Here is a 24,069-nt window from a genome sequence, read left to right on the forward strand (position 1 = left end):
TAATCACATTATGCCCGGAACACCACGCGTCACCCCGCTTGGGTGTCGGGCATGCGATCTGCATCGGATGTGATTGCCGGTTCGGCTGCGATGGTCGCACCCTTCGGCGACGTGTTCTTCAGTGAGGCCGCATAGACGTCGACATACTCCTGACCCGCTAGCTGCATGAGCGAGTACATCACTTCGTCGGTGACGGTGCGCTCGACGAAACGGTTCCCGCCCATACCCTCGAAACGAGAGAAATCGATCGGTTCGCCGACTCGAACGGTGATCTTGGCCGGCTTCCACATCTTGGAGCCGATCGGGTTCATCTTGTCGGTACCGATCATCGCGACGGGAATGACCGGCACTCCGGTCTCGAGTGCGAGACGTGCCAGACCGGTCTTGCCCTTGTACAGACGTCCGTCGGGCGAACGGGTGCCTTCCGGATAGATGCCGAGCAGTTTGCCCTGCGAGAGAACTCGGACACCGGCGTTGAGTGCGTCCTGCGCGGCGTCCGCGCCCGTCCTGTCGATCGGGACCTGGCCGACGGCGGAGAAGAACCAGCGCTGGAATCCTCCTTTGAGGCCGGTGCCGGTGAAGTACTCGCTCTTGGCAAGGAAAGTGATCCGCCGCTTCGCCAGCAGCGGCAGGTAGAACGAGTCGAGCACGGCGCGATGGTTACTGGCGAGAATGGCGGGCCCACCGGTCGGGATGTTCTCTCCGCCTTCGAGCTTGGGCCTTCCCATGAGCCAGAGCAGTGGGCCCAGCAGGACGTACTTGAACAGCCAGTACCACATGGCAAACCTTCCCGGGATCGTCAACGCGGGCTCACCAAGCCCGCCGGTCGACTCTACGTCGCTCCGAGGGTCACACGCACGCCGCAGAGGTGCCCGGCTCCACGCGAGTACGCAGGAAGTGACGAGAATCTCACGAGAATGTCGTTTCGCGATTCGCCGTCATCGCCCTGCGGGCGAGGTCGGCCGCGCCGATCAATCCGGCGGCATCCCCCAGCTGCGCGGCACGTACCCGGGCAAGGGGTCGGTGTCCGGCGCCGGTCGAGGCAGCGGCGTAGTGCTCTCGTGCGTCGTCCAGGAACAGGGACGCCGACCCTGACACTCCCCCTCCGACCACGATGAGTTCCGGGTCGTACACATCGGCGACGAGCGACAGCCCCAACCCCAGCCACCGGGCGAACTCGGCCATGGCGGCCAGAGCGAGCGGGTCGCCGTCCTGCGCGGCGCCGGCGATCCGCCGGCCGGTCAGCGATCCCGGATCCGCAGCAGTGCCGGCGACCAGTTGTGAACGGCCGGGGTCGGCGGCGAGCATCTCGACGGCGATGTCGACCAAGGCGGTGCCGCTGCAGTATCGCTCCCAGCACCCTCGTTTACCGCAGGGACAGGGCCGACCGCCGGGAACGACCTGAAGGTGACCGAGTTCGGGTGCGACTCCGTGTGCGCCTCGGAAGATCCGACCGTCCAGCATCAGCGCGGCACCGATTCCGGTCCCGAGCGCCACCAGCACCGCGATCCGGCTTCCCGCGGCGGCGCCGAACCGGTATTCGGCCCAGCCCGCTGCATTCCCGTCGTGTTCGAGGATCACCCGCAGCCCGAACCGGTCCGTGAGTCGTTCTGCGATCGGCGCGTCGACCCACGGGAGGTGCGGGGCGAATCGGACGGTGCGACAGTCGGCGGTGAGAAAACCCGCGACCGCGAGTCCCACCGCCGAGACATCGTTCCGGTCGGCGAGTTGCCGGACGACCCGGTGCAGAGCGTCTTCGAGCACCGGCGCCGATCCGGGGGTCGGCGCACGAGCAGAGTCGATCACTGCTCCGGACGCATCGACCACGGCGGCGCGGATGCTCGTGCCGCCCACATCGATACCGATCGTGGGCCGTTCGTGTTCAGCCATATCGCCAGTGTCCGCTGTCAAGGACGGATGGTGACGGAGATGGGCACGAACCCGCCTCGATCGGGGGGTTCCGGAGGCAGAGGTCCGTCGGGACCGGTGTCGGGCTCGGTGCGAGGAGGCGGCAGAAACCGGGCCACCAGTTCGCGGATGATCGCGATCAGCGCGGCGAGTTGCGACGCCAGCTTGGTGATCAGCTCGTGGTTCTCACCGCGGACGAGAGCGGCGACCGCGCAGAGGGGGCACCAGGTACAACCACCTGCGGTCTGCGCGGGCGCACCCGCCTCGGCGGCGCCGTCGTTCGAGGGCGCATCCGTATGCGACGCACCGTCCTGCGCTGCCACCTGCTCGACCAGCGCCTCGACGCGATCGAGGACGGTGTCGGCGAGGATCCTCAGATCGGCCAGGAGGGCGTCGTGATCCGAACTCACTGCGGCCACACCGCCGGGTCCGGGGCGAAGCGCAGCAGCAGATCGGTTCCGTCGAATTCTGCCTCCGACACGATGCAGCGACGCAGCCCGGAAGCCAGACGTAGTCGGCGACGAATGCCGTCGGCCCCCACGACGAGGTCGTCGTCGACCCGGCCGAGCGTGAGCGACGACGGATCGGCGAGCGGGAGATGCATCCGCATCGTGTACACCGCGTCCACCCCTGTTCCCGTGTCGTGACTGATCCGGACCGGTTCGACATCGCTCCCCTGCTGCGATGGATCCCGGTCGCCTCGGTGGTGCTGTGTCATCTCACCGAACGACGTCATCTCACCGAGTGAGCGCAAGCCTATCGGTTCGCTGCTCCGGCGCTCGCACACGGCGACCGGTGTCTCGGTGACCTGCTCACGGATCTCGTCGACGACGGCACACTGCGCAGCGCGCGCGGACGCGATCCACTCGGCGGCGGGCCCGTCCTCACCGAGGTCGGGCAGGATTCCGTTGACGATGACGGCGTCGAGTCGGAGTGTCGCCATCGCGGTCCAGGAGCGGAGCCTGCGTAATTCTGCGAATCCCGCGCGGTCCGGGGTCGTGACGAGTGTCACGCTTGTCCGGGTACGGTCGTCGAGAAGGTCGCGGACCGCGCCGAGTCCACCGAGGATCCGGTCGTAGAGGGCCACGACCAACATCAAGCGCGGATCGGTTCCGGTCGCGGCGGCGATCCGACTGTGCTGCGGCCAGATTCGGTCCATGTAGTCGGAGAAGGTGCGAGGCGATGCGATCATCCGGAATGCGTCTGCCGACGCGGGTGCATCGACGATCACCATGCGCCAACGTCCTTCGTCGGCGAGGCGAGCAACCTCGGTGAGCGCGAGAAGCTCCTGCACTGCGGGTAGCCCGATGAGTTCTTCGGGGGCCGGCAGATCGAACTGTCCGGCGTGCTCATGTCCCCCCGTAACCGTCGCGAGTCGATGCAGGGTCGCGTAGCGCTGCTCGAGCAGCCCGAGCGAATCGATCTCGAGCACGTCGAGACCGTCGGCCACGGACGTGACGCCGGTTCCCGCGTCGACGGCGAGGATATCGGCGAGCGAGTGCGCCTGATCGATCGAGACGAGCAACACCGAACCGTCGACGCGCACGGTGTCGAGGGCCGTTGCCGCGGCAAGGGTGGTCTTGCCCGCCCCTCCCTTACCGAGAAACAGTCGTACGCGGGCGGGCCTCGTCCCGGATTCGGTGCTCAGCCTTCCACCTGCTTCTTCAGTTCCTTGAGCGCGGTGTCGGTGATCACCTTCTCGGCCTTTCTCTTGAACAGGCCGATCATCGGGATGGTGAGATCGACGGTGAGTTCGTAGTCGACCACGGTGCCTCCGCCGGGAGCATCACCGAGAACGTAGCTTCCGGACTGTGCCTTCTGGATCTCGCCGCTCTCGAGGTTCCAGCTGACCGCCCGGCCGTCCGCCGCCCAGCGGTATCGGAGGACATAGGTATCCTTGACGATCCCCGCGTCGAGCACGAACCGGACGGTTTCCGCGCGGCCGTCGGGCCGCCGTTCGAGCACCTCGACGGTCTTGGCCGCCTCCACCCAGGTGGGATAGGCGTCGAAGTCCGCGATCACGGCCATCACCTGATCTGCCGGTGCATCGATGGTGATCGACCTCTTGGTCTTCTCGGCCATTTCGACGAAGACTCCTTTTCAGTCCGTCCCGTGTGCTGAAGGTGCGCAGCCGTCTCCGCCACCGGAGGTGCCGAGACCGACGTCGTTGTCTACCACACACCGTATCGACACGGTATCGGGCCGCTCAGGACTGGTCACGCGGAGACTCCCCGGCCGGTCGTCCCGCTTCGAGGCGAGCCTTGACCTCGAAGGTCATCTTCTTCCCGGCGACCCTGCGCTCTCGGTTCATCGCTGCCAGGTCGAGTTCCGCAACACGGTCGGGGGCCACTCCGGTCGGCTCGCAGTGCAGGAAGTAGTGGATGATCGCGCCGTCGAGCGAGGGTTCGAGCCACACTTCCATCGTCCCGGTCAGCGGACCGGACACCGCCCACCGGATTCCCTGTTCCGCGCGGTCCTCACGGACGGTCAACGCGAGATCCGGCCACCACGCCCGCCACCGGTCCGGCGCCGCGATTTCCGCCGCGATGCGGAGGGGGTCTGCCGCAATGAAGGTCTGATCCGACACCTGAATACTGCTCACGCGGACAGCTTCACATACCGCTCACCCAGCCGATTCGTCACCCCGCGGTTCGGTACACAGCTCCTGGCCGTTGCGGCGAGCCACCCAGAAGCTCCCGCAGCTTGGCACCGAGAACGTCCCAACGCCACTGCGTCGACACCCACTGCCGACCGGCAGCTCCCATCGCTGCGGCCCGGTCCGGATCGGCAAGGACACCGGTGATCGCAGTCGCGACGGCGGACACCGAGGTGCCGTCGACGACGAACCCGGTCTTCCCGTCCCGGACTGTCTCGGGGGCACCGCCGGATCTCCCTGCGACCACCGGGACACCTGTGGCCGAAGCCTCGAGATAGACGATCCCGAGACCTTCCACATCGAGCCCCGCGCCCCGGGTGCGACACGGCATCGCGAACACATCCGCGATCGTGTGATGCGCTGCGAGCTCCGCCGCGGGCACACCGCCGGTGATGACGACGTGGTCCTCGACACCGACCTTGTGCGCCAGCTCACGAAGCGTGTCCTCGTACGGACCGCCACCGACGACGACGAGCACTGCGCCGTCGATTCGACGTCGGATCTCCGGCAGCGCCCGGATCAGGATGTCCTGTCCCTTACGCGGTACCAGCCTCGACAAGCACAGCACCGTCGGCCGATCACCGAGTCGGTATCGTGCGCGGAGTTCGGCGCGCGCCGCCGGGTCCGGCCGGAACACCTCGGTGTCGACACCGGACGGCAGGTGCTCGAGACCGGCCTCGGGACCGAACGCCGCCGCGAACCGGCCTCGGGTGTACCGGCTGACATAGGTGACCGTGTCGGTCTCGTTGCCGATGCGACGCAGCGCCTGCCGGCCACCCGGCACCATCGACCAGCCCACTTCGTGACCGTGGGTGCTCGCCACGATCCGCTCGGCGCCGGCGCGGCGCAGCACCGGCGCCAGCAACGCCAGCGGCGCGGCGGCACCGAACCACACCGTGTCGCACCCCGTGTCGGCGAGCAGACGAGACGCGCGACGCGCGACCGCCGGGGTCGGCAGCATCAGCGTCGTCGGATGACGCACGACCTCGAACGGCTGGTCCGCGTCGTAGCGGATGTGGCTGTCGCCGCGCCAGCGCGGTGCGTACACGACGATCTCGTCGGCAGGGAGTTGCGCCGCGAACAAACGCAGGTACGACTGGATTCCTCCCGGTCGGGGCGGAAAGTCGTTGGTCACCAGCAGCGTTCGCGACATGGCTACACCGTAGGGTGTGGGATGCCGTGACCGCTCGACGGGGGCGGGTCGGTGGGGGGAATCTCAGACTCGGTCGGTGAGCCAGTCGCCCCATCGGTCGACGACGTCCGTCGCGCTCACTCCCACGGTCGCGGTGAATGCGTCGCGCTGGTCTGCTTCCGACGCCGGGCCGTCCGCGAGTCTGTGGTACAGGGAGGTCAGATCGTCTTCGCCGTACTCCTCGGCGAGGAACGTCGTGAGACTCCACGCGGTCTCGTAGGCGGTGCGGGAGCGACTCGGGTCGGCAAAGTCGTCGTCGGTGGGAATCTGTGACGGCGCGCCGGTGCGGGTGACCTCCCCGACGAGGTTCGGGGCGATTCGGCGGAGGTCGGCACCGGTCACGGGTGATCCGGTATCGGAACGGTAGCCGATGTAGTCGGCGTATCCCTCGAGGATCCACATCGGCGACCCGTCCACGGTCTGCGGCCGGGCCGCGATGTGCGCCAACTCGTGCCGGAGCACCGCACGCAGGCTCTCCTGCGAGAGACGACTGCCCGCTGCCGGGCTGAAGACGATGCGCTGGCCGGTCGCTCTGTCGTGCTCGGGATCGACGGCATCGGAGATCGCCACCGCCGCGATCTCGTCACCGTTGTGTGCGGTGCCCACCTGATCGGTGAACTCGTCGTGGCTCGAGGTGACCAACACGAGCGAGCGTTCCGGCCAGTCCGTCCCCCACACCTCCGACACCACGTCCACCGCGGACGGAAGCTCGGCTGCGATGTCCGCGGCGAGGTCGGTCGCGTCCGGGTGAGCCAGAATCATCGACGTGCCACCGGCCGTCACGGTCGTCGTCACATCGAGCGGTCCGTGGTCCCACGGGCCCCTCCATGTCGCGGACACCGACCCCGGAAGCGGCCGGTCGGAGGCAATCTTCCATCCGTCGCTACGTGCGACGACCAGCACTGCGACGGGTTTGCGGGTCGGCGCCTCGTCGACGCCCTCGATTCCGTAGCGCAGCGACACCGTGAGCGCGCGTACGGGGTCGTCTCCGAACAGGCCGGCGATCTCACTCGGGATGTCGGCTGCGGGCTCGGTGCCGAGCTCGTATCCGAATTCGACCAAGGGCACGCCGGTGAGCGCCTGGGCGCGGCGGGTCTCGGCCTCGAGCAGCTCCGACCCGACGGCGGTGTCGATGATCTCGGAGAGCGCTGCGCTGTCGGCGGTGCGTACGGCATCCGCCCACGAATCGAGAAGTGCCTGCAACTCCACACGAACGTCCGACTCGGACGGTCCGGTGGTGTCAGGGGCAACGAGGAGCACTCCTACGACCGCCACCGCGAGCGCCAGCCCGGCGAGCCCGATCCGTTCCCACGGCGCGCGACGACGGGGTCGGGGCAGGCTCTCCGGCGATGGCACGGCGGCAAGTGTATGTGGCGCGCGGTGCCACTCTCCGTGCCGTGTATCGGTTGTCTCCGGAAGCGGTCAGTAGCGTCGCGCGCTGTGGAACGGGAAGCTGTCCATCGCCTGCACCTTCACCGGCACACCGAACGTGGAGGCATGCACGATGTTTCCGTCGCCCGCGTAGATACCGACGTGTGAAGCATCGTTGTAGAAGATGATGACGTCACCGGGTTGGAGATTGTCACGCGAGACCGGCGTCCCACCCTGGGCCTGCGCCTGGCTCGAGCGTGGCACGGTCTTGCCGACCTGTTGATATGCCCAGACCACGAGGCCGGAGCAATCGAACTGGTCGGGGCCGGTGGCGCCCCACACGTACGGATCGCCGATCCGGGTGAGGGCGGCGCGGACCGCTCCTGCCCCGTTGCCGGGAATGAGGTGCTCCATGATGCGATCGGCATCGAGACCTGGTGGAAACGGAGTGCCGGCGAGGATCGACTTCTCCGCGTCGCTCAGGTTGTCGAAAGCGTCGAGGACCGCGGCGATCTGCGACTCGAGTTCGGTTTCCTGACGCTGCAGGTCGTCGCGCAGCGTCTGCGCCTGCTCGGCCGCGACGCGAGCGGCTTCGGCCGACTTCTGAGATGCCGACGCGGCGGCCTCTGCGGCGTCGGTGGCCCTACGGAATCCTTCGATCTCGCGATCGGTCTGCGCGCCCAGTACGTCGAGCATCACCATCTGGTCGAGCAACTGCTGGGGTGAGTCGCTGACCATCACCGCGAAGAGGCGGTTGGTACGCGAACCCCGGTAGTTGGCCTGGGCCAGCTTGTCGACGGTGGGCTTGAATCGCGCGACCTCGGCCTGGGCTGCAGCGAGCGCGTCGTGGTCCGCGGCGGCGCGAGCATCGAGTTCGTGCTGCTCTGCGATCCGGGCGTCCAGGTCGATCCCGGCCTGGTGCAATGCTTCGGTGGCCTGCTCGGACCGGCGGGACAGGTCGGCGAGATGTTCGAGTTTGGCGGTGGGACTGTCGCCGATGGGATCGGCCACTGCAGGCGCGGAGGTGAGACCCAGGATGAGAAGTACACATGCGGCGAGAGCAGTGCGAACAGCCCGTCTGGCGGGAGCGGAGAACACGAGGCTTGTCTTCCTTTCGCAAAGATCTCGATTAGGTTACGGAATCGCATAGCTTCGTGTCTACCCACGGGTAGCGCGCTGCAATTCGTTACCTACAGCATTCACCATCGCCGGTTCGGACCCGCCAATGGAGTGAGGGTGGACCGGTGATGTCACCGATCCACCCTCACAGGCACTGCTCGTCGATCAGAAGCGGCGGGCGCCGTCCACGGGCATCGAGTCGAGTGGAGCAACCTTCACCGGCTGGCTCGAGGTCGAGGCATGCACGATGTTGCCGTTGCCGATGTAGATACCGGTATGGCTGCCGCCGTAGAAGGAGACGACATCACCGGGCTGCAGCGCACCGACCGACACAGCCTGGCCTGCCGAGGCCTGCTGGTAGCTGGTACGGGGGACGCTCAGGCCCACCTGCTGATACGCCCACTGCACGAGACCCGAGCAGTCGAATGCGTTCGGGCCGGTTGCGCCGTACACGTACGGAGATCCGACCTTGCTGAGCGCGGCGTCGGCTGCACGCTGGCCGACCGAGCTGAACGGCGCGGTGAAGGGCGCAGCGGGAGCGGCTTCAGGAGCCGGCGGGATGAGGTTGGTGACCTCCGGCGGCAGGGTCACGCCGGCGGGGAGTTCGAAGGTGCCGACACCGGGAATGGTGACGGGCTCCGCCATCGCCGGACCGGCGGTGACGGTGACTGCACCGAGCGCGAGTGCGCCGGCAACGAGGGCGCGACGCACTGCGCGCTTGCTGTTCTGCGAGACCACGAGGGGATGTTCTCCAATTCTTCCGTTCACCCGCCGACCGAGTTAGCTGACGGATTCGGGCCGGAAGATCAGCCCTACCCCTCTCCGCGGGGGCGGAGGAGGGGATTCACCCCAGTAACGCGTGTGGGTCCCCGGCTCGGACACTCGAGGTCGAGCGGCCGATTAGGCGGTTACCTTGCGGCTCCGACCCTCGGGAGTGGGCCGGACGAACTATTCCGCTTGGTCTCAGGAAGGTTACGAAACTGCATCGCCGAGGCCAACCCGAAATCGCGGAGAATGCGTACTAAGTCCGTTTCAGGCGTTTTGGGACCAGCGCCGTCACCTTTTCATAACGAGCCGATAACGGCACGGGGGGCAGTAATCCCGACCCTGCCGACAGGATCCGGACGGTGCCACCGCAGATCTACACACCGCCGTGACTCATCCCTGCTCAGGGCACCGCTCGGCCTTGCTCACATACCTCCGGGACAACAACTCCGGCGCACCGCAGGGACTCCCCACAACAGGGAGCGACACCCCGGACAATCGCTGCCCGATCCGCCGTTCCGACTCGGGTGTGATCCTCGTCTCATCGAGGGTGGAAAGTCCGGTTCCGTGGCGTGTCGGGGGTGGTTTCTACGCTCAGGCGCATGACGTCGTCCCCTACCGGTTCCGATACCACCCGCGGTATCCAGCTCAGCTTCGACGAACTCGACACTCCCCTACGCGACACCACCTTCGTCGTGGTCGATCTCGAGACCACCGGGGGACGCTCCGGTGACGACGCCATCACCGAGATCGGCGCGGTCAAGGTCCGCAGCGGTGAAGTACTGGGCGAATTCGCGACCCTCGTCGACCCTGGCCGGTCGATCCCACCCGAGATCGTTCGCCTCACGGGTATCACCACCGCGATGGTCTATCAGGCTCCTCGTATCGAGGAAGTACTCCCCGCGTTCCTCGAATTCGCTGCGGGCTCGGTCCTCGTAGCGCACAACGCGGGGTTCGACACCGGCTTCCTCCGTGCCGCGGCCGTCCAGTGCGACGTGGCATGGCCACGGTTTCCCGTCATCTGCACCGTCAAATTGGCGAGGCGTGTCCTCGGGCGCGACGAGGCACCCTCGGTGAAACTCTCCGCACTCGCCGAACTGTTCAGCGTGTCGACGCAACCCACACACCGCGCGCTCGACGACGCACGCGCGACCGTCGACGTCCTGCACGCACTCATCGAGCGGGTCGGCAACCAGGGGGTCCACAGTCTCACCGAACTGCGCGACTACCTCCCGACCGTGACGGCCGAACAACGCGCCAAACGCACCCTTGCCGCTCACCTGCCGCATCGCCCCGGCGTGTACCTGTTCCGGGGCCCGTCGGACGAAGCGCTCTACATCGGCACGGCCGTGGATCTACGTCGTCGCGTCCGCAACTACTTCACGGGTTCGGAAACCCGAGCGCGCCTCCGCGAGATGGTCACGCTGACGACCCGCATCGACCACGTCGAATGCGCGCACGGCCTCGAAGCCGGGGTACGCGAACTCCGGCTGATCGCCGCGCACACTCCCCCGTACAACCGTCGTTCGAAGTACCCCACTCGCGGGTGGTGGATCACTCTCACCGACGAGCCGTTCCCGCGCCTGGCGATCTCGCGCACGCCCTCGACCGACGCGCTCGGCCCCTTCTCCGTCCGGAACGCAGCCGCCGAGGTGGCCACCACCCTCTCCGAATTCAGTGGGCTGCGCACGTGCACCCGCAGGATCGGCCGGTCCGCGCGCCACGGCGACCGCTGCCTGCCTGACGCGGTCGGTGCCTGCTCGGCCGCCTCGTTCGGCCCGCAGAGTCCCGACGAGTACTCCGGCCAGGCCCGACGGGCACGCGCTCTCCTCCACGGCCACGACGCCTCCCTGATCGTGCGGGCACAGGAGCGCATCGACGCGTTGGCGAGCAGAGAATTGTTCGAGAACGCAGCACGACTACGCGACCGCACCGCCGAGGCGGTCCGTGCACTACGACGCACGCAGCGCCTCGCCGCGCTCGCAGCCATCGACGAACTGATCGCGGCGCGCCCCCGCGCCGAAGGAGGGTGGGATTTCGCCGTGGTACGCGCTGGCCGACTCGCGTCGGCCGGCGTCGCGGAACGCGGTGTGCGTCCCATGCCGGTCGTCGAGGCGATCACGGCGAGCGCCGAAACGATAGTGCCCGGGCCAGGTCCGCTACGCGGTGCGCCCCCAGAAGAGATAGGACTACTCGCTCGGTGGCTGGACTCCGACGGGGTGCGCATCGTGCGGACCTCCCACGGATGGTCCGAGCCGGTCGATGGCGCGGGCCGGTGGAGTGAATGGGCCGAGCTGGCACGACAGGCACGCGATGCGTCCGGGGCGGTCCCGGAACCGGACGCCCACCGCATAGGCTGATCGACACCGGAGGAAGATCTGCGTCACCGGAGTACAGACAAGGAGTCCCCATGATCAATGCCATCGTTCTGATCGACGCCGACGCCCACCGCATCCCGGAGACCGCCCGAGCGGTAGCCGACCTCGCCGGGGTCGACACGGTGTACTCGTGCGCCGGAGACGTCGATCTCGTGGCGATTGTGCGTGTCCGCGACCACGAGCAGATCGCCGAGGTCGTCACGCGGGGCATCAACAAGGTCGAGGGCGTGAGCAAGACCGTCACGCACATCGCATTCCAGTCGTATTCGAGCGCCGACATCGAGGCCGGCTTCTCCATCGGGAACTGACCACCCTCGTATACATACGAATCAGGGGTGCCCGCCTCACGGGGCGGGCACCCCTTTCGGGTCACTGCGACTGCGTCAACGCTGGGCTTCGGCCCCGAGCCGGGTCGTCACGGCAGCCCACTTCTCGAGTACTTTCGCAGCCGCACCACTGTCTATTGCGGTCGCGGCCTTGTCGAGACCGGCCACGACCGCGTCCTCGAGGCCACCCTCGATACCCCGGAACGCGGCGATCGCGGCTGCGGCATTGAGAAGCACTGCATCACGGACAGGGCCGGCCTCGCCTGCGAGGCAGGCCCGCGCGATGACCGCGTTCTCGGCGGCGTCGCCGCCCCGGAGCGCCTCCAGCGGCACCCGTTCGATCCCCAGCCTCGCCGGATCGAGTGTCCGGACCTCGACCGCGCCGTCCCGGACGACGTGCACGGTCGAGGTCGTCGACGTCGTCAGCTCGTCGAGACCGTCGTCGCCACGCACGACCAGCGCCGAGTTGCCGCGCTGCGCGAGCACCCCCGCAATGGTCGGGACCAACGACTCGAAGGCGCAGCCGATCAACCCGGCGCGGGGACGCGCAGGGTTGGTGAGCGGCCCTAGAACGTTGAACACGGTCGGGATGCCGATCTGCTTGCGTGGTGCAGCCGCGAACCGCAGCGCCGGGTGATACACCGGCGCGAAGCAGAATCCGATGCCCGCTTCCTCGAGCGAGCGCGCAACCTGCTCCGGCCCGAGATCGATGTGCACCCCGAGTGCCTCGAGCACGTCGGCGCCCCCGCTTTTCGACGAAGCGGCGCGGTTGCCGTGCTTCACCACCCGGATACCTGCTGCCGCCACCACGAGCGCCGCCATCGTCGAGATGTTCACGGTGTTGGCGCGATCACCGCCGGTTCCGACGATGTCGACCGTGTCGTCGTCGACCGGCACCAGGTTGGCGTAGCCGAGCATCGTGTCGGCGAGGGCACGCAATTCGTCGGGTGTCTCACCCTTCATCTTCAGTGCGACGCCGAACGCCGCGATCTGCGCGGGGGTCGCGTTGTCGGAGAAGATCTCTTCCATTGCCCAAACGGCCTCGGGTCGCGTCAGATCACGACCTGCGGTCAGCGATCCGAGTACTGCGGGCCAACTGGCAACCACCTCGTGCGCCGTCTGCCTCGCGTTCATGCAACCCACCCTTCGCCACATCCGACTCGCTGCCGGGCACCGTTGTGCCCTCCGCCCGGAAAGCTTAGTCAGGCGTTGTCCGGCGACTGCAGGCCGCGTCACTCGGGCTGGAGCGCGTCCCATCCGAGGGCACTGCCGCCGAGACGTTGCGCGAGCGAGGCCATCCGCGACTTCTCCTGGGCGCAGTGCATCGCGTCGAGTCTCTGGACTCGCTGCAATATCAGAGAGAGCGGAACCTCCCCGGCTGCGGCAGAGTGCCGCGAGGTCACCGGACCTGGAAGTACAGCGGCGGTGTAGCCGTCCTGCCCGGCCAGCGCGAGTGCCTCCTCGACCGCCGCCGCCGGCAACTCCAGATGATGTCGCAGGACCGCGTCGTCGGCTTCGATCCAATGCGGTGCCCCCTGCGCTCCGCGATCGAGTGCGGTGGAGCAGGCCTCCGAGTCGTCGAACGATTCGACGACGACAACGAGATCCGGCCGGGTGACATCGAGAGGCTCGGGTGTCCGCTTGGTAAGGAGCCGGCGAATTCGCCCCAGCACACCCACGTGTTCACTCATCCCCGCCACCTTCACATCCGTCACATCGGGACGGCTCCGGGGCCCGGAACTCGGTATTTCACGTCTCGGACGCAGCAAAGACGCGCCGATTTCGGCCCCGATTGCCCATCACTTACTACGACGGGTCATACTAGCCAGCGTGACGAGCGCAGTAGGGACTTCAGGATCTGCAATCACACAGCGCGTGCACTCGTTGAACCGGCCCAACCTGGTCAGCGTCGGCACCATCGTGTGGTTGTCCAGTGAGCTCATGTTTTTCGCAGGGCTCTTCGCCATGTACTTCGTGGCACGGGCACAGGCGCCGGAGGGTATGTGGCCCCCGCCGCCCACCCATTTGAACCTGTGGCTGGCAGTACCGATCACGGCGGTGCTGATCGCATCCTCCTTCACCTGCCAGCTGGGTGTGTTCGCAGCAGAACGTGGCGACGTATTCGGCCTGCGACGTTGGTACATCATCACTCTCGGCATGGGCACGTTCTTCGTGCTCGGTCAGGGCTACGAATACATCACGCTGGTCCAGCACGGCACCACCATCCCGGGCAGCGTGTACGGCTCGGTGTTCTACATGACCACCGGCTTCCACGGCCTGCACGTGATCGGTGGACTCATCGCGTTCGTGTTCCTGCTGTTCCGTACCAAGGTCAGTAAGTTCACCCCCGCGCAGGCCACCGCAGCCATCGTCGTGTCGTACTACTGGCACTTCGTCGACATCGTGTGGATCGCGCTGTTTGCCACGATCTATTTCATCCGTTAGCCAGCTGAACGCTTAGGCAGCCCCCTGACGTCCAGTCAGTCCCGACTTACATAAAGGGATACAGATGAGTTCATCCCCACCTCTCGCACCCGAGGGTGACGACATGCCCGGTCGATCCTCGGCAGCCCCGGCTGCCACGTCCCGCCGTCAGCGCAAGCTCAGGCGCCGCGTCACCGGCACCTTGGTGCTCGCCCTCGGTCTCCTCAGCGCAGGCTTCCTCGCCTCTGCGCTGACGCCCGACCCGCAGGTGGCCACTGCCCAGGACGACCAGAGCGCATTGATCCGCGAGGGCCAGCAGCTCTACGAGACCTCCTGCGTGACCTGCCACGGTGTCAACCTGCAGGGCATCGAGGATCGTGGCCCCACGCTGATCGGTGTGGGCGAAGCTGCGGTCTACTTCCAGGTGTCCTCCGGTCGTATGCCGGCCGCTCGCAACGAGGCTCAGGCCGTGCGTAAGGACCCGAAGTTCGACGCCCAGCAGACCGACGCCCTCGGCGCCTTCATCCAGGCCAACGGTGGTGGTCCGACTGTGATCCGCGACGAGAACGGGGAGATCTCCCAGTCCTCGCTGCGCGGCAACGACATCGGACGCGGTAGCGAACTGTTCCGCCAGAACTGCGCTTCGTGCCACAACTTCACCGGTCGCGGTGGAGCCCTCTCGTCCGGCAAGTTCGCGCCCAACCTCGATCCGGCCAACGAGCAGCAGATCTACACTGCAATGCTCACCGGGCCGCAGAACATGCCGAAGTTCTCCGACCGTCAGCTGACGCTCGAGGAGAAGCAAGACATCATCGCGTACATCAAGTCTGCCAGCGAGACTCAGGATCCGGGCGGATACGGCCTCGGAGGCTTCGGGCCGGGCGCTGAAGGTCCCACGATGTTCGCCGTTGGCATCGTCGCGGTTGTCGGTGCTGCACTGTGGATCGGAGCAAGGTCATGAGTAGCGGCGACACGCCGAACAAGCATTCGATCGAGAATCTCGATCAGATGAGCCGCGACGATCTCGTCGAGCTCGGCACGAACCTCGACGGCGTCGATGTCGTGTTCCGTAAGGATCGGTGGCCCGTCGAGGGCACCCGCGCCGAGAAGCGTGCGGAACGCAACGTAGCCGCCTGGTTCACACTGGCAGGTCTCGCAGGTCTCGCGTTCATCGGGATCTACCTGTTCTGGCCGTGGGAATACCAGAACATCAACGACCCGCAGTACGGCTGGTACAACCTCTACACCCCGCTGCTCGGTCTGACCCTCGGTCTGTCGATCCTCGGAATCGGTGTCGGTGCAGTCCAGTTCACGAAGAAGTTCATTCCCGAAGAGGTGTCGATCCAGGATCGTCACGACGGACCGTCGGCCGAGGTCGATCGCAAGACGATCGTCGCCGAGCTGACCGACTCGCTCGAGACCTCGACGCTGACCCGCCGCAAGCTCGTCAAGCGGACCGCGATCTTCGGTGGTGGCGCGCTGGGCGTCGGGTTGATCATGCCGCTCGGCGGATTGATCAAGAATCCGTGGGCCGAGGGCGACAACTCGCCGCTCTGGGTCTCCGGCTGGACTCCCCGCTACCCGGGCGAGACCATCTACCTGCGCCGCGACACCGGTCGCCCTCAGGACATCGTTCTGGTACGACCGGAGGACCTCGACGCAGGAGGCATGGAGACGGTCTTCCCGTTCCGTGAAGCCGACCGTGGCGACGACCACGCGCTGCTCGACAGTCTCCGCGGTATCCGCAACGCGGTCATGCTCATCCGTCTGCGGACAGACGACGCCGAGCGTGCCATCAAGCGGAAGGGCCAGGAGAGCTTCAACTACGGCGACTACTTCGCCTTCTCGAAGATCTGCACCCACCTCGGTTGCCCGACCTCGCTCTACGAGCAGCAGACCAACCGGATTCTCTGCCCGTGCCACCAGTCGCAGTTCGATGCACTCGAGTACGGCAAGCCGATCTTCGGTCCCGCTGCTCGCGCTCTTCCGCAGCTGCCCATTACAGTGAATGAAGAGGGCTTCCTCGTCGCCGGTGGCGACTTCATCGAAGCTCTCGGCCCGGCATTTTGGGAGCGTCGCCCGTGAGTACTGCAACTCAATCACACGCTGCAAAGGCAGGCGAGAACCTCGACTCGCGGTATCACCTTTCTGCCGGCATCCGCCGTCAGATCAACAAGGTGTTTCCCACCCACTGGTCGTTCCTGCTCGGCGAAGTCGCCCTGTACAGCTTCATCATCCTGTTGATCTCAGGTGTCTTCCTGACGCTGTTCTTCGACCCGTCGCTGGCCCACGTCACGTACGACGGTGTCTACACGCCGCTCCGCGGTGTCGGCATGTCTCGCGCGTACGAGACGACCTTGAACATCTCGTTCGAGGTGCGCGGCGGTCTGTTCGTCCGACAGATCCACCACTGGGCAGCCCTGATGTTCGCCGCGTCGATCATCGTTCACCTGCTTCGCATCTTCTTCACCGGCGCGTTCCGTCGCCCGCGTGAGGCGAACTGGGTCATCGGCTCCCTCTTGCTGATCCTCGCGATGTTCGAGGGCTTCTTCGGATACTCGCTGCCCGACGACCTGCTGTCCGGCACCGGCCTTCGCGCCGCGTTCTCCGGCATCACGCTGTCGGTTCCGGTCGTCGGCACTTGGTTGCACTGGATGATCTTCGGCGGCGACTTCCCCGGCGAGCTGATCATCCCGCGCTTCTACGTCCTGCACGTGCTGCTCATCCCGGGCATCATCCTGGCGCTGATCGCCGCTCATCTCGCACTCGTCTGGTACCAGAAGCACACGCAGTTCCCCGGACCCGGCCGTACCGAGCAGAACGTGGTGGGTGTGCGCATCCTCCCCGTGTTCGCGGTCAAGTCCGGTGCGTTCTTCGCGATGACGTTCGCAGTGCTGGCCCTGATGTCCGGCCTGTTGCAGATCAACCCGGTCTGGAACATCGGCCCGTACAACCCGTCCCAGGTCTCCGCAGGCTCCCAGCCCGACTTCTACATGATGTGGACGGACGGTCTGGCTCGTATCTGGCCGGCGTGGGAGTTGTACCTGTTCGGCCGGTACACGATCCCCCAGCCGTTCTGGATCGCGCTGCTCATGGGTCTCGTCTTCACGGTCCTCATCGTCTACCCCTGGATCGAGAAGAAGTTCTCCAAGGACGACGCACACCACAACCTGCTGCAGCGTCCGCGCGACGTGCCGGTGCGTACGGGTCTCGGTGCGATGGCCCTCGGCTTCTACACGGTCGCCACCCTCATGTGCATCAACGACCTCATCGCGTACAAGTTCGATATCTCCATCAACGCGACGACGTGGATGGGCCGTATCGGCCTGGTGATCGTGCCTCCGCTCGCGTACTACATCGCCTACCGGTTCTGCCTCGGTCTGCAGCGCAGCGACCGTCAGGTGCTCGAGCACGGCATCGAGACGGGCATCGTCCGTCGACTGCCGCACGGCGAATACATCGAAATCCACCAGCCGCTCGGCCCGGTGGACGACCATGGACACCCGATTCCGCTCGACTACCAGGGCGCTACGGTGCCCAAGCGGATGAACCGACTCGGCAGCGCGGGTAAGCCCGGTCTCGGTAGCTGGTGGAGCGCGGATCCTGCCGACGAGGCGGCTGCACTCGAGGCGGCTCATCACGAGAGTGAAGCCGAGCTGCGTACGATCCTGAAGGAGTACCAGGACCGTATCTACAGCGAGGCCGAGGGAGACGACTCCAAGGCACTGTCCGACAAGGACGGCAACGGCGAAGCGCACTGACGCTTCACCTGCTCGACCTTCTACAGAGGGCCCCGAACCGATCCGGTTCGGGGCCCTCTGCCCGTCTTGGAAGCCGCGTGAGGCACCACCTGCTCATGCCCTACCGTTGTCTTCTGGCGCAGCAGACATAAGCAAGCCCTGTCTGCTTCGCCATCAGGCAGCCTCACCTTCCTACGAGACAGTCCCGGTCTCACCCAGCGACTTCCGGTGCCGAGTTGACGCTTCCCTCGCCTGCTACGTTCACCACTCGCGTGGTCTCGGACTCCTGCGTGGCTCCACGTCCGTCTCCACCCGAAACGGTGGCGGCCGGGCTACTCCCGGTACCGGTCCCCCGTCCCACCGGGTCTTGTAGCCGAGCATCCGCCGGATCTGCGCCAACGCCGCGTCCGCCGGCGCCAGGTTCAGGCTCTTCTTCCGCGCCCCACCCGCCGACCGCATCCCACTCGCATTCAGCGTCTCCACGACGATCACCTGATGGCACTGCGCGAGGACGGTGGTGTGCTTGTGCAGCACATCGCGGCGCACCGCCGCAGCGTGGACGCGAGTGCGACCGATCCGGCGCTGCCGCCCCACCGCGTCGACGGCTGACGTTTCGTCCTGGTCGACGGATCGTACGGGCCGTGCTGCCGCGCAGCCCTGCGCTGCAACGCCCGCAGCCGCTCCTGCGCGGCGGTCAGCGACTTCGGTGCCGCGGAACCCGGTCGAGTTCGCGTCCGTCCGGTGCCGCGACGACCCCGAGGGCGTCGGCCCGACACCGACGTCGACACCGACCACCGGCTCACCGGCCCCGATGTGGCCGGGCGTGGTGACGTTCGGTGCACGAGGGTCTGGAAGGCCACATTCCACCGACCGGTCGAGTCCTCGGAGACGGTGAGGACAGAACGCGGGCAGTGCCGTTCTCGATCCCGCGGGCCAGTTTGCTGGTGGACTCGTGGGTTTTGATCCGTCTCAGCTCGGGAGAGTGACGTGGTATCGGTCGGTGTCGACCCGGATGGTGTTCGGCGTGGCCGGCGAGCAGGCACCGGCATCCGGGTCCTGACGGAACCATCGGTACGCAGTCTGCGACTTCACACACCTTGTGTACGCGCCCATTCAGCCGCTTCACACACCTTGTGAAACACATTCGATCATGTGTGTTCGCATTTCAGAATGTCGGGCAGTTCGCGGCCCCTGCCAGGGTCAACAATCGAGAACTCGTCCTTCATCTGCAGCGTCGGTGCTACCGTCGCCGCCTCCCAGTCGAGTACCCACCCCGACATGAACGACGGCGGGCGCAGCACCCGTTGTGAGTGCTGCGCCCGCCGTCGAGAGTTCAGGAATCGATCAGTGCTTCTCGGGGCCGAGGTGGTACTCGAACACCAGGCCTGCGGACGCACCGATGACGAGCACGACCGCGACCACGATCAGCCAGCCCTGGAAGAACGCGAGGGAGATGGCAGCGAACGCAGCTGCGCCGGCCAGCAGGATCGGCCAGTAGCTACCGGCGCTGAAGAACCCCAGGTCGCCCGCGCCGTCACTGATCTCCGCATCCTCGAAGTCCTCGGGACGCGTATCGAGACGACGAGCGACGAAGCGGAAATAGGTTCCGATGATGAGCGTCAGCCCTGCAGACAGCACGAGCGCGGTGAGACCTGCCCACTCGATGCCCTTGTCCGACAGCCCCGTGAATGTGCCGTACACGATGGCGACGAGCACGAAGAACACCGTGACGAGTTCGAAGATCTTGGCTTCGAGATTCATTTCAGCACTTGTCCTTGTCGATGAGAGGTGTCACTCGCCCGCAGCGACGCTCGCCGAGCGATCCGTGCGGTCGGTCTTGAACGGGTGGGTCGTGATCGCGACAGGCGACTCGCCGATCGCTTCGAGCGCCTGGGCGTTGGTCAGACCCTCGCCACCGTCCTCGACGGGCTTACGCAACTCGATGTACTCCGTGAACTTCTCCGGGGACACAGCGCGCACCTCGAAGTTCATCATCGCGTGGTAGGTACCGCACATCTCGGCGCAACGGCCGACGAACGCACCTTCTCGCTCGATCTCGGAGATCTGGAACACCGGGTCGGAGTTGTTGTTCAGCGGGTTCGGGTTCACGTCACGCTTGAACAGGAACTCGGGGACCCAGAACGCGTGGATGACGTCCGACGATGCGAGGTTGAACTCGATCCGGTTGCCGGTCGGGAGCACCAGGACGGGAATCTCCTCGGTGGTGCCGACGGTCTCGATCTTGTCGTAGTTCAGGTACGACAGATCCGAGACACCCGCGCCGTGGATGGGGCCCGGCTCTGCATCGTGGCCGGCCGACTCCGGATCGAACGGCTCGGAGGCCGTGGCTTCCTCTGCTTCCTGATCTGCTCCGTCGTAGACCGATCCACCCATGTCGACAGTGCGGTAGCCGAACTTCCAGTTCCACTGGAACCCGGTGACGTCGACGACGACGTTGGGGTTCTCTTCCTTCTCGAGCACGTAGTTCTGCACCACGACTGTGAAGTAGAAGAGGACACAGACCGCCACGAAGGGCGCTGCGGTGTACAGCAGTTCGAGCGGGACGTTGTATGCCGTCTGCCTCGGGAACTCCGGCGAATTCTTCTTCTTACGATGGAAGAAGATCGTCCAGAATATCAGGGCCCACACGAGGACGCCCATCACGAGGGCGGCCAGGACCGACCACGTCCACAACTCGCGCATACGCTCGGCCTGGGGAGTAACACCCTCCGGCCAGCCGAAACGAAGAACTTCTTCGCTCGAGCACCCCGTCAACACCAAGGCTGCAATGCCGAGTGATGCTGCGAGCCCGAACCGCCGAAGGATCCGACCTTGCGCCACGTTCACGCCTTCCTGATCGCCGCAATTCCATTAGGGCACACCCGAAGGGCAGACCCAATTACTACGCAGCGTAGACCAAAGCCGACCACTATCCATCCTCGGGGCACGAAGATCGTGTCGCGTCGAATGGATCGGCCGGGTGCAGTCGCGGGTGACGACGTGTTTTGTGCGATCCCGATGACGAACTCGATCGGCGATCTGCGGCATACTCCACAGTGACCAACGTCGGATCCCGGCTCAGAGTTCCCGCATCCATGCGCGCTGTGAACGTCGTGGGATCGACTCATCCCGATTGGAATCGAGGTACCGAACTCCGTGTGCGGACTGCTCGGGTTTCTGACCAACGAAGGCACCAGCGATGACGCCGTCTCGCGCGTCGGCGACGCATTGCACTGCCTGCGCCACCGCGGACCGGACGAACACGGCACCTGGCACGACGCCGATCTCGTCTTCGGCTTCAACCGTCTGTCGATCATCGACATCGCCCATTCACACCAGCCGCTGCGCTGGGGACCGCCGGGGCAGCCCGACCGGTACGCGCTGACGTTCAACGGGGAGATCTACAACTACCTCGAACTGCGCAAGGAACTGTCCGACGAGCACGGCGCGAAGTTCGCAACCGAAGGCGACAGCGAAACGATCCTCGCGGCATACCACTACTGGGGTGCCGGCGCGGTGCGCCGGTTGCGGGGCATGTTCGGGTTCGCGATCTGGGACACCGAGACGCGCGAACTCTTCCTCGCACGCGACCCGTTCGGTATCAAACCGTTGTTCCTCGCAACAGGCACGGCAGGTACCGCGTTCGGCAGCGAGAAGAAGAGCCTGCTCGAGCTCGCCGACGTCATCGGTATCGACACCGAACTCGACGAACGCGCGATCGAGCATTACACGGTGTTGCAGTACGTGCCGGAACCCGAAACCCTGCACCGTCGGATCACGCGCCTCGAGTCCGGCTCCTACGCGCGCGTACGACCGGGTTCCGAACCGGAGACGACCCGCTATTTCATCCCGACCTTTCCTGTGCGTCCGTTCGCTGCGGGACGCGAGCAGGATCGCTATCGCGAGATCGCCGAGGTTCTCGAGGACTCGGTCGCCAAGCACATGCGCGCCGACGTGACGGTCGGCTCGTTCCTTTCCGGCGGCATCGACTCGACCGCCATCGCAGCACTGGCCAAACGGCACAACCCGAACCTGATCACCTTCACCGCCGGCTTCGAGCGCGAGGGTTATTCGGAGGTGGACGTCGCGGCGGAATCCGCGGAGGCCATCGGGGCTCGGCACATCGTGCGGGTCGTCTCCCCCGCCGAGTTCGCCGCGGCGATCCCGGAGATCGTCTGGTATCTCGACGACCCTGTCGCCGATCCTGCGCTGGTGCCGTTGTGGTTCATCGCGCGGGAAGCCCGCAAGCACGTGAAGGTGGTGTTGTCTGGTGAGGGCGCCGACGAACTGTTCGGCGGCTACACCATCTACCGCGAGCCGCTGTCACTGAAGCCGTTCGAGTACCTGCCGTCGCCGTTGCGTCGTGCCGCCGGAAAGCTGTCGGACCGCATCTCTGAGGGCACCCGGGGAAAGAGTCTGCTCCACCGTGGATCGATGTCCCTCGAGGAGCGGTACTACGGCAACGCGCGCAGCTTCAACGACGCTCAGCTGCGCTCGGTGCTGCGTGAGTTCCGGCCGGAGTGGACGCATCAGGACGTGACCGCACCGATCTACGCCCAGTCCGTCGGGTGGGACCCTGTTGCACGGATGCAGCACCTCGACCTGTTCACATGGCTGCGCGGCGACATCCTCGTCAAGGCCGACAAGATGACGATGGCGAACTCACTGGAACTGCGTGTTCCGTTCCTCGATTCCGAGGTGTTCCGGGTGGCATCTCAAGTGCCGCTGGATCAGAAGATCACGAAACAGACGACGAAGTACGCACTTCGACAGGCCCTCGAAGGCATCGTCCCTCCGCACGTGCTGCATCGCGCGAAGCTCGGCTTCCCGGTTCCGATGCGCCACTGGCTCGCCGGAACCGAGCTCTTCGACTGGGCGCACCAGGTGATCATCGACTCCCAGACCGATCACATCCTGGACAAGGCGGCGATCACGAAGATGCTGCATGCACATCGTGACGGCCCGATCGATCACAGCCGCAGACTGTGGACGTTGCTGGTGTTCATGATCTGGCACGGCATCTTCGTGGAGAAGCGCATCGTGCCGCAGATCCAGGAACCTGCCTACCCCGTCGAGCTCTGAATCGGCAGCACACACATCACGCACACCGTGACGGTGGCGCCCCACCTTCGGGGAGGGCGCCAACGTCATGGTCGGTCCGTCAGAGAATCGCAGCGATCTCGTCCGAGGCAACGGTGCCGTACGCATCGGCGAGACGTTTGAGTGCGTCGGCCCGGTCGAAGACCCACTCCTGCGTACCGGTGGTTTCCAGGACGTGGACGGCAACGAGCGACCCGAGCTGTGCCGCACGTTCGACGCCGAGTCCGGCACGGTGGCCGAGGAGGAAGCCGGCGCGGAACGCGTCGCCGACACCGGTGGGATCGACCTTGGCGCGCTCGGGCACCACACCGACCTGGACCCAGTTGCCGTCGGAGTCGACGATACGGGCGCCGTCGCCACCGAGGGTGGTGATGCGCATCCCCACCTTGGCGCGGATCTCGTCGTCGGTCAGACCGGTCTTCTGCTTGAGCAGACCCCACTCGTATTCGTTCGTGAACAGGTATTCGGCGCCGTCGATGAGCGCCTCCGCCTGACGGCCGTCGAGCCGGGCAAGCTGCTGCGACGGGTCGGCAACGAACGGAACGCCGAGTCGACGGCATTCCTCGGTGTGGCGGATCATCGCGTCGGGATCGTTCGCGCCGATCAGCACGAGGGCGATTCCGTGCTTCTCGACGACGTCGGCGAGGGAGATCTCGCGGGCTTCGGACATCGCGCCCGGGTAGAAGGAGGCGATCTGAGCCATGTCCTCGTCGGTGGTGCACACGAACCGGGCGGTGTGTGCGCTTGTCGACGTATGGACCGCGTCGCAATCGACACCGTGCTGTTCGAGCCAGCCGCGGTACTCGGCGAAGTCGGCGCCCACGGCCCCCACCAGGACCGGTGCACCACCGAGGACACCCATGGCGAAGGCGATGTTGCCTCCCACGCCGCCCCGGCGGACGACGAGGTCGTCGACGAGGAAGCTCAGGGAGATGTGCGCGAGCTGATCGGCGAGCAACTGCTCCGCGAATCGGCCGGGAAAGCGCATGAGGTGGTCGGTGGCGATGGAGCCGGTCACGGCGATGGTCACGTGGACGAGCCTTTCCGCGTTGTCGAAATCTGGAGTCGAGATTCGGGCGGTACGGCGCAT

At 66.0% G+C, this 24,069-nt stretch carries 24 protein-coding genes and 1 riboswitch; of the genes, 7 read left to right on the plus strand and 17 right to left on the minus strand.

The features are described 5' to 3' along the window. Positions 1-29: 29 nt before the first annotated feature. The 10 genes from EV641_RS15775 to EV641_RS15820 form a co-directional block, all read right to left on the minus strand. Complete coding sequence (locus EV641_RS15775) at positions 30-779, minus strand: lysophospholipid acyltransferase family protein (RefSeq protein ID WP_132472921.1); 750 nt, start codon at positions 777-779, stop codon at positions 30-32. A 130-nt stretch (positions 780-909) separates the two neighbouring features. After that, the gene (locus tag EV641_RS15780) at positions 910-1,890 is read right to left on the minus strand and encodes an ROK family protein (RefSeq protein ID WP_132472923.1); all 981 of its coding nucleotides are present in this window, start codon (positions 1,888-1,890) and stop codon (positions 910-912) included. Positions 1,891-1,907: 17 nt separating this feature from the next. Next, entirely contained in the window at positions 1,908-2,318 is a 411-nt protein-coding gene (locus EV641_RS15785) for a hypothetical protein (protein WP_347238236.1), read from the minus strand. Continuing rightward, entirely contained in the window at positions 2,315-3,556 is a 1,242-nt protein-coding gene (locus tag EV641_RS15790; protein ID WP_054719158.1) for an ArsA family ATPase, read from the minus strand. The genes EV641_RS15785 and EV641_RS15790 overlap by 4 nt, the downstream gene beginning before the upstream one ends. Beyond that, the gene (locus EV641_RS15795; RefSeq protein WP_054719161.1) at positions 3,553-3,990 is read right to left on the minus strand and encodes an SRPBCC family protein; all 438 of its coding nucleotides are present in this window, start codon (positions 3,988-3,990) and stop codon (positions 3,553-3,555) included. The genes EV641_RS15790 and EV641_RS15795 overlap by 4 nt, the downstream gene beginning before the upstream one ends. 124 nt (positions 3,991-4,114) lie before the next feature. After that, positions 4,115-4,510, minus strand: coding sequence for a polyketide cyclase / dehydrase and lipid transport (locus EV641_RS15800; protein ID WP_132472927.1), 396 nt, complete (start codon positions 4,508-4,510; stop codon positions 4,115-4,117). Positions 4,511-4,547: 37 nt separating this feature from the next. Next, positions 4,548-5,717, minus strand: a complete 1,170-nt coding sequence (locus EV641_RS15805) for a glycosyltransferase family 4 protein (protein WP_132472929.1) — start codon at positions 5,715-5,717, stop codon at positions 4,548-4,550. Positions 5,718-5,780: 63 nt separating this feature from the next. Continuing rightward, positions 5,781-7,112, minus strand: a complete 1,332-nt coding sequence (locus EV641_RS15810) for a DUF1570 domain-containing protein (RefSeq protein WP_132472931.1) — start codon at positions 7,110-7,112, stop codon at positions 5,781-5,783. A 66-nt stretch (positions 7,113-7,178) separates the two neighbouring features. Then, positions 7,179-8,225 carry a C40 family peptidase gene (locus EV641_RS15815; RefSeq protein ID WP_132472933.1) on the minus strand — a complete coding sequence of 349 codons (1,047 nt, stop codon included), beginning with the start codon at positions 8,223-8,225 and terminating at the stop codon, positions 7,179-7,181. Between the two features lie 186 nt (positions 8,226-8,411). Further along, positions 8,412-8,984, minus strand: coding sequence for a C40 family peptidase (locus EV641_RS15820; protein ID WP_132472935.1), 573 nt, complete (start codon positions 8,982-8,984; stop codon positions 8,412-8,414). A gap of 15 nt (positions 8,985-8,999) precedes the next feature. After that, positions 9,000-9,163: riboswitch (cyclic di-AMP (ydaO/yuaA leader) on the minus strand. 450 nt (positions 9,164-9,613) lie between these two features. On the opposite strand from EV641_RS15820, the gene EV641_RS15825 reads away from it, so the two are divergent. Next, complete coding sequence (locus EV641_RS15825; protein WP_132472937.1) at positions 9,614-11,371, plus strand: DEDD exonuclease domain-containing protein; 1,758 nt, start codon at positions 9,614-9,616, stop codon at positions 11,369-11,371. Positions 11,372-11,421: 50 nt separating this feature from the next. After that, entirely contained in the window at positions 11,422-11,697 is a 276-nt protein-coding gene (locus EV641_RS15830) for an Lrp/AsnC ligand binding domain-containing protein (protein WP_054720882.1), read from the plus strand. Positions 11,698-11,772: 75 nt separating this feature from the next. Here the strand turns inward: EV641_RS15830 and trpD are convergent, their stop codons facing one another. Together trpD and EV641_RS15840 are read right to left on the minus strand one after the other, a co-directional pair. Then, on the minus strand, positions 11,773-12,849 hold the full coding sequence (gene trpD / locus EV641_RS15835) for an anthranilate phosphoribosyltransferase (protein WP_132472939.1): 1,077 nt from the start codon (positions 12,847-12,849) through the stop codon (positions 11,773-11,775). Positions 12,850-12,947: 98 nt separating this feature from the next. Further along, a complete protein-coding gene (locus tag EV641_RS15840) occupies positions 12,948-13,406 on the minus strand; it encodes a hypothetical protein (protein ID WP_132472941.1) in 459 nt (152 codons plus the stop codon). Positions 13,407-13,545: 139 nt separating this feature from the next. On the opposite strand from EV641_RS15840, the gene EV641_RS15845 reads away from it, so the two are divergent. The 4 genes from EV641_RS15845 to EV641_RS15860 all read left to right on the plus strand — a co-directional run bounded on the left by EV641_RS15845 (position 13,546) and on the right by EV641_RS15860 (position 17,900). Then, complete coding sequence (locus tag EV641_RS15845; RefSeq protein ID WP_132472943.1) at positions 13,546-14,160, plus strand: heme-copper oxidase subunit III; 615 nt, start codon at positions 13,546-13,548, stop codon at positions 14,158-14,160. Positions 14,161-14,263: 103 nt separating this feature from the next. Beyond that, the gene (locus tag EV641_RS15850; RefSeq protein WP_132473157.1) at positions 14,264-15,100 is read left to right on the plus strand and encodes a cytochrome c; all 837 of its coding nucleotides are present in this window, start codon (positions 14,264-14,266) and stop codon (positions 15,098-15,100) included. Beyond that, positions 15,097-16,224: a ubiquinol-cytochrome c reductase iron-sulfur subunit gene (locus EV641_RS15855; RefSeq protein ID WP_054717508.1), complete on the plus strand. Its 1,128-nt coding sequence runs from the start codon at positions 15,097-15,099 to the stop codon at positions 16,222-16,224. Before EV641_RS15850 ends, EV641_RS15855 begins: the two co-directional genes overlap by 4 nt. Further along, positions 16,221-17,900, plus strand: coding sequence for a cytochrome bc complex cytochrome b subunit (locus EV641_RS15860; protein ID WP_132472945.1), 1,680 nt, complete (start codon positions 16,221-16,223; stop codon positions 17,898-17,900). Before EV641_RS15855 ends, EV641_RS15860 begins: the two co-directional genes overlap by 4 nt. A gap of 240 nt (positions 17,901-18,140) precedes the next feature. Here EV641_RS15860 and EV641_RS15865 read toward each other — a convergent pair whose 3' ends face one another. The 4 genes from EV641_RS15865 to EV641_RS15875 all read right to left on the minus strand — a co-directional run bounded on the left by EV641_RS15865 (position 18,141) and on the right by EV641_RS15875 (position 20,726). Beyond that, positions 18,141-18,746: a hypothetical protein gene (locus EV641_RS15865; RefSeq protein WP_132472947.1), complete on the minus strand. Its 606-nt coding sequence runs from the start codon at positions 18,744-18,746 to the stop codon at positions 18,141-18,143. 102 nt (positions 18,747-18,848) lie between these two features. Next, positions 18,849-18,971 (minus strand): hypothetical protein, encoded by a 123-nt coding sequence (locus EV641_RS30175; RefSeq protein ID WP_277874507.1) that lies wholly within the window; start codon positions 18,969-18,971, stop codon positions 18,849-18,851. Between the two features lie 252 nt (positions 18,972-19,223). Further along, the gene (locus EV641_RS15870) at positions 19,224-19,640 is read right to left on the minus strand and encodes a cytochrome c oxidase subunit 4 (protein WP_054716393.1); all 417 of its coding nucleotides are present in this window, start codon (positions 19,638-19,640) and stop codon (positions 19,224-19,226) included. Between the two features lie 30 nt (positions 19,641-19,670). After that, entirely contained in the window at positions 19,671-20,726 is a 1,056-nt protein-coding gene (locus EV641_RS15875; RefSeq protein ID WP_132472949.1) for a cytochrome c oxidase subunit II, read from the minus strand. A 309-nt stretch (positions 20,727-21,035) separates the two neighbouring features. Here EV641_RS15875 and asnB point away from each other — a divergent pair, with 309 nt between their 5' ends. Further along, entirely contained in the window at positions 21,036-22,961 is a 1,926-nt protein-coding gene (gene asnB / locus EV641_RS15880) for an asparagine synthase (glutamine-hydrolyzing) (protein WP_132472951.1), read from the plus strand. 79 nt (positions 22,962-23,040) lie between these two features. Here asnB and EV641_RS15885 read toward each other — a convergent pair whose 3' ends face one another. Continuing rightward, complete coding sequence (locus EV641_RS15885; RefSeq protein ID WP_054716399.1) at positions 23,041-24,009, minus strand: carbohydrate kinase family protein; 969 nt, start codon at positions 24,007-24,009, stop codon at positions 23,041-23,043. Positions 24,010-24,069 lie beyond the last annotated feature (60 nt).

Source organism: Rhodococcus sp. SMB37 (genome assembly GCF_004345605.1).
Lineage (GTDB): Bacteria > Actinomycetota > Actinomycetes > Mycobacteriales > Mycobacteriaceae > Rhodococcus.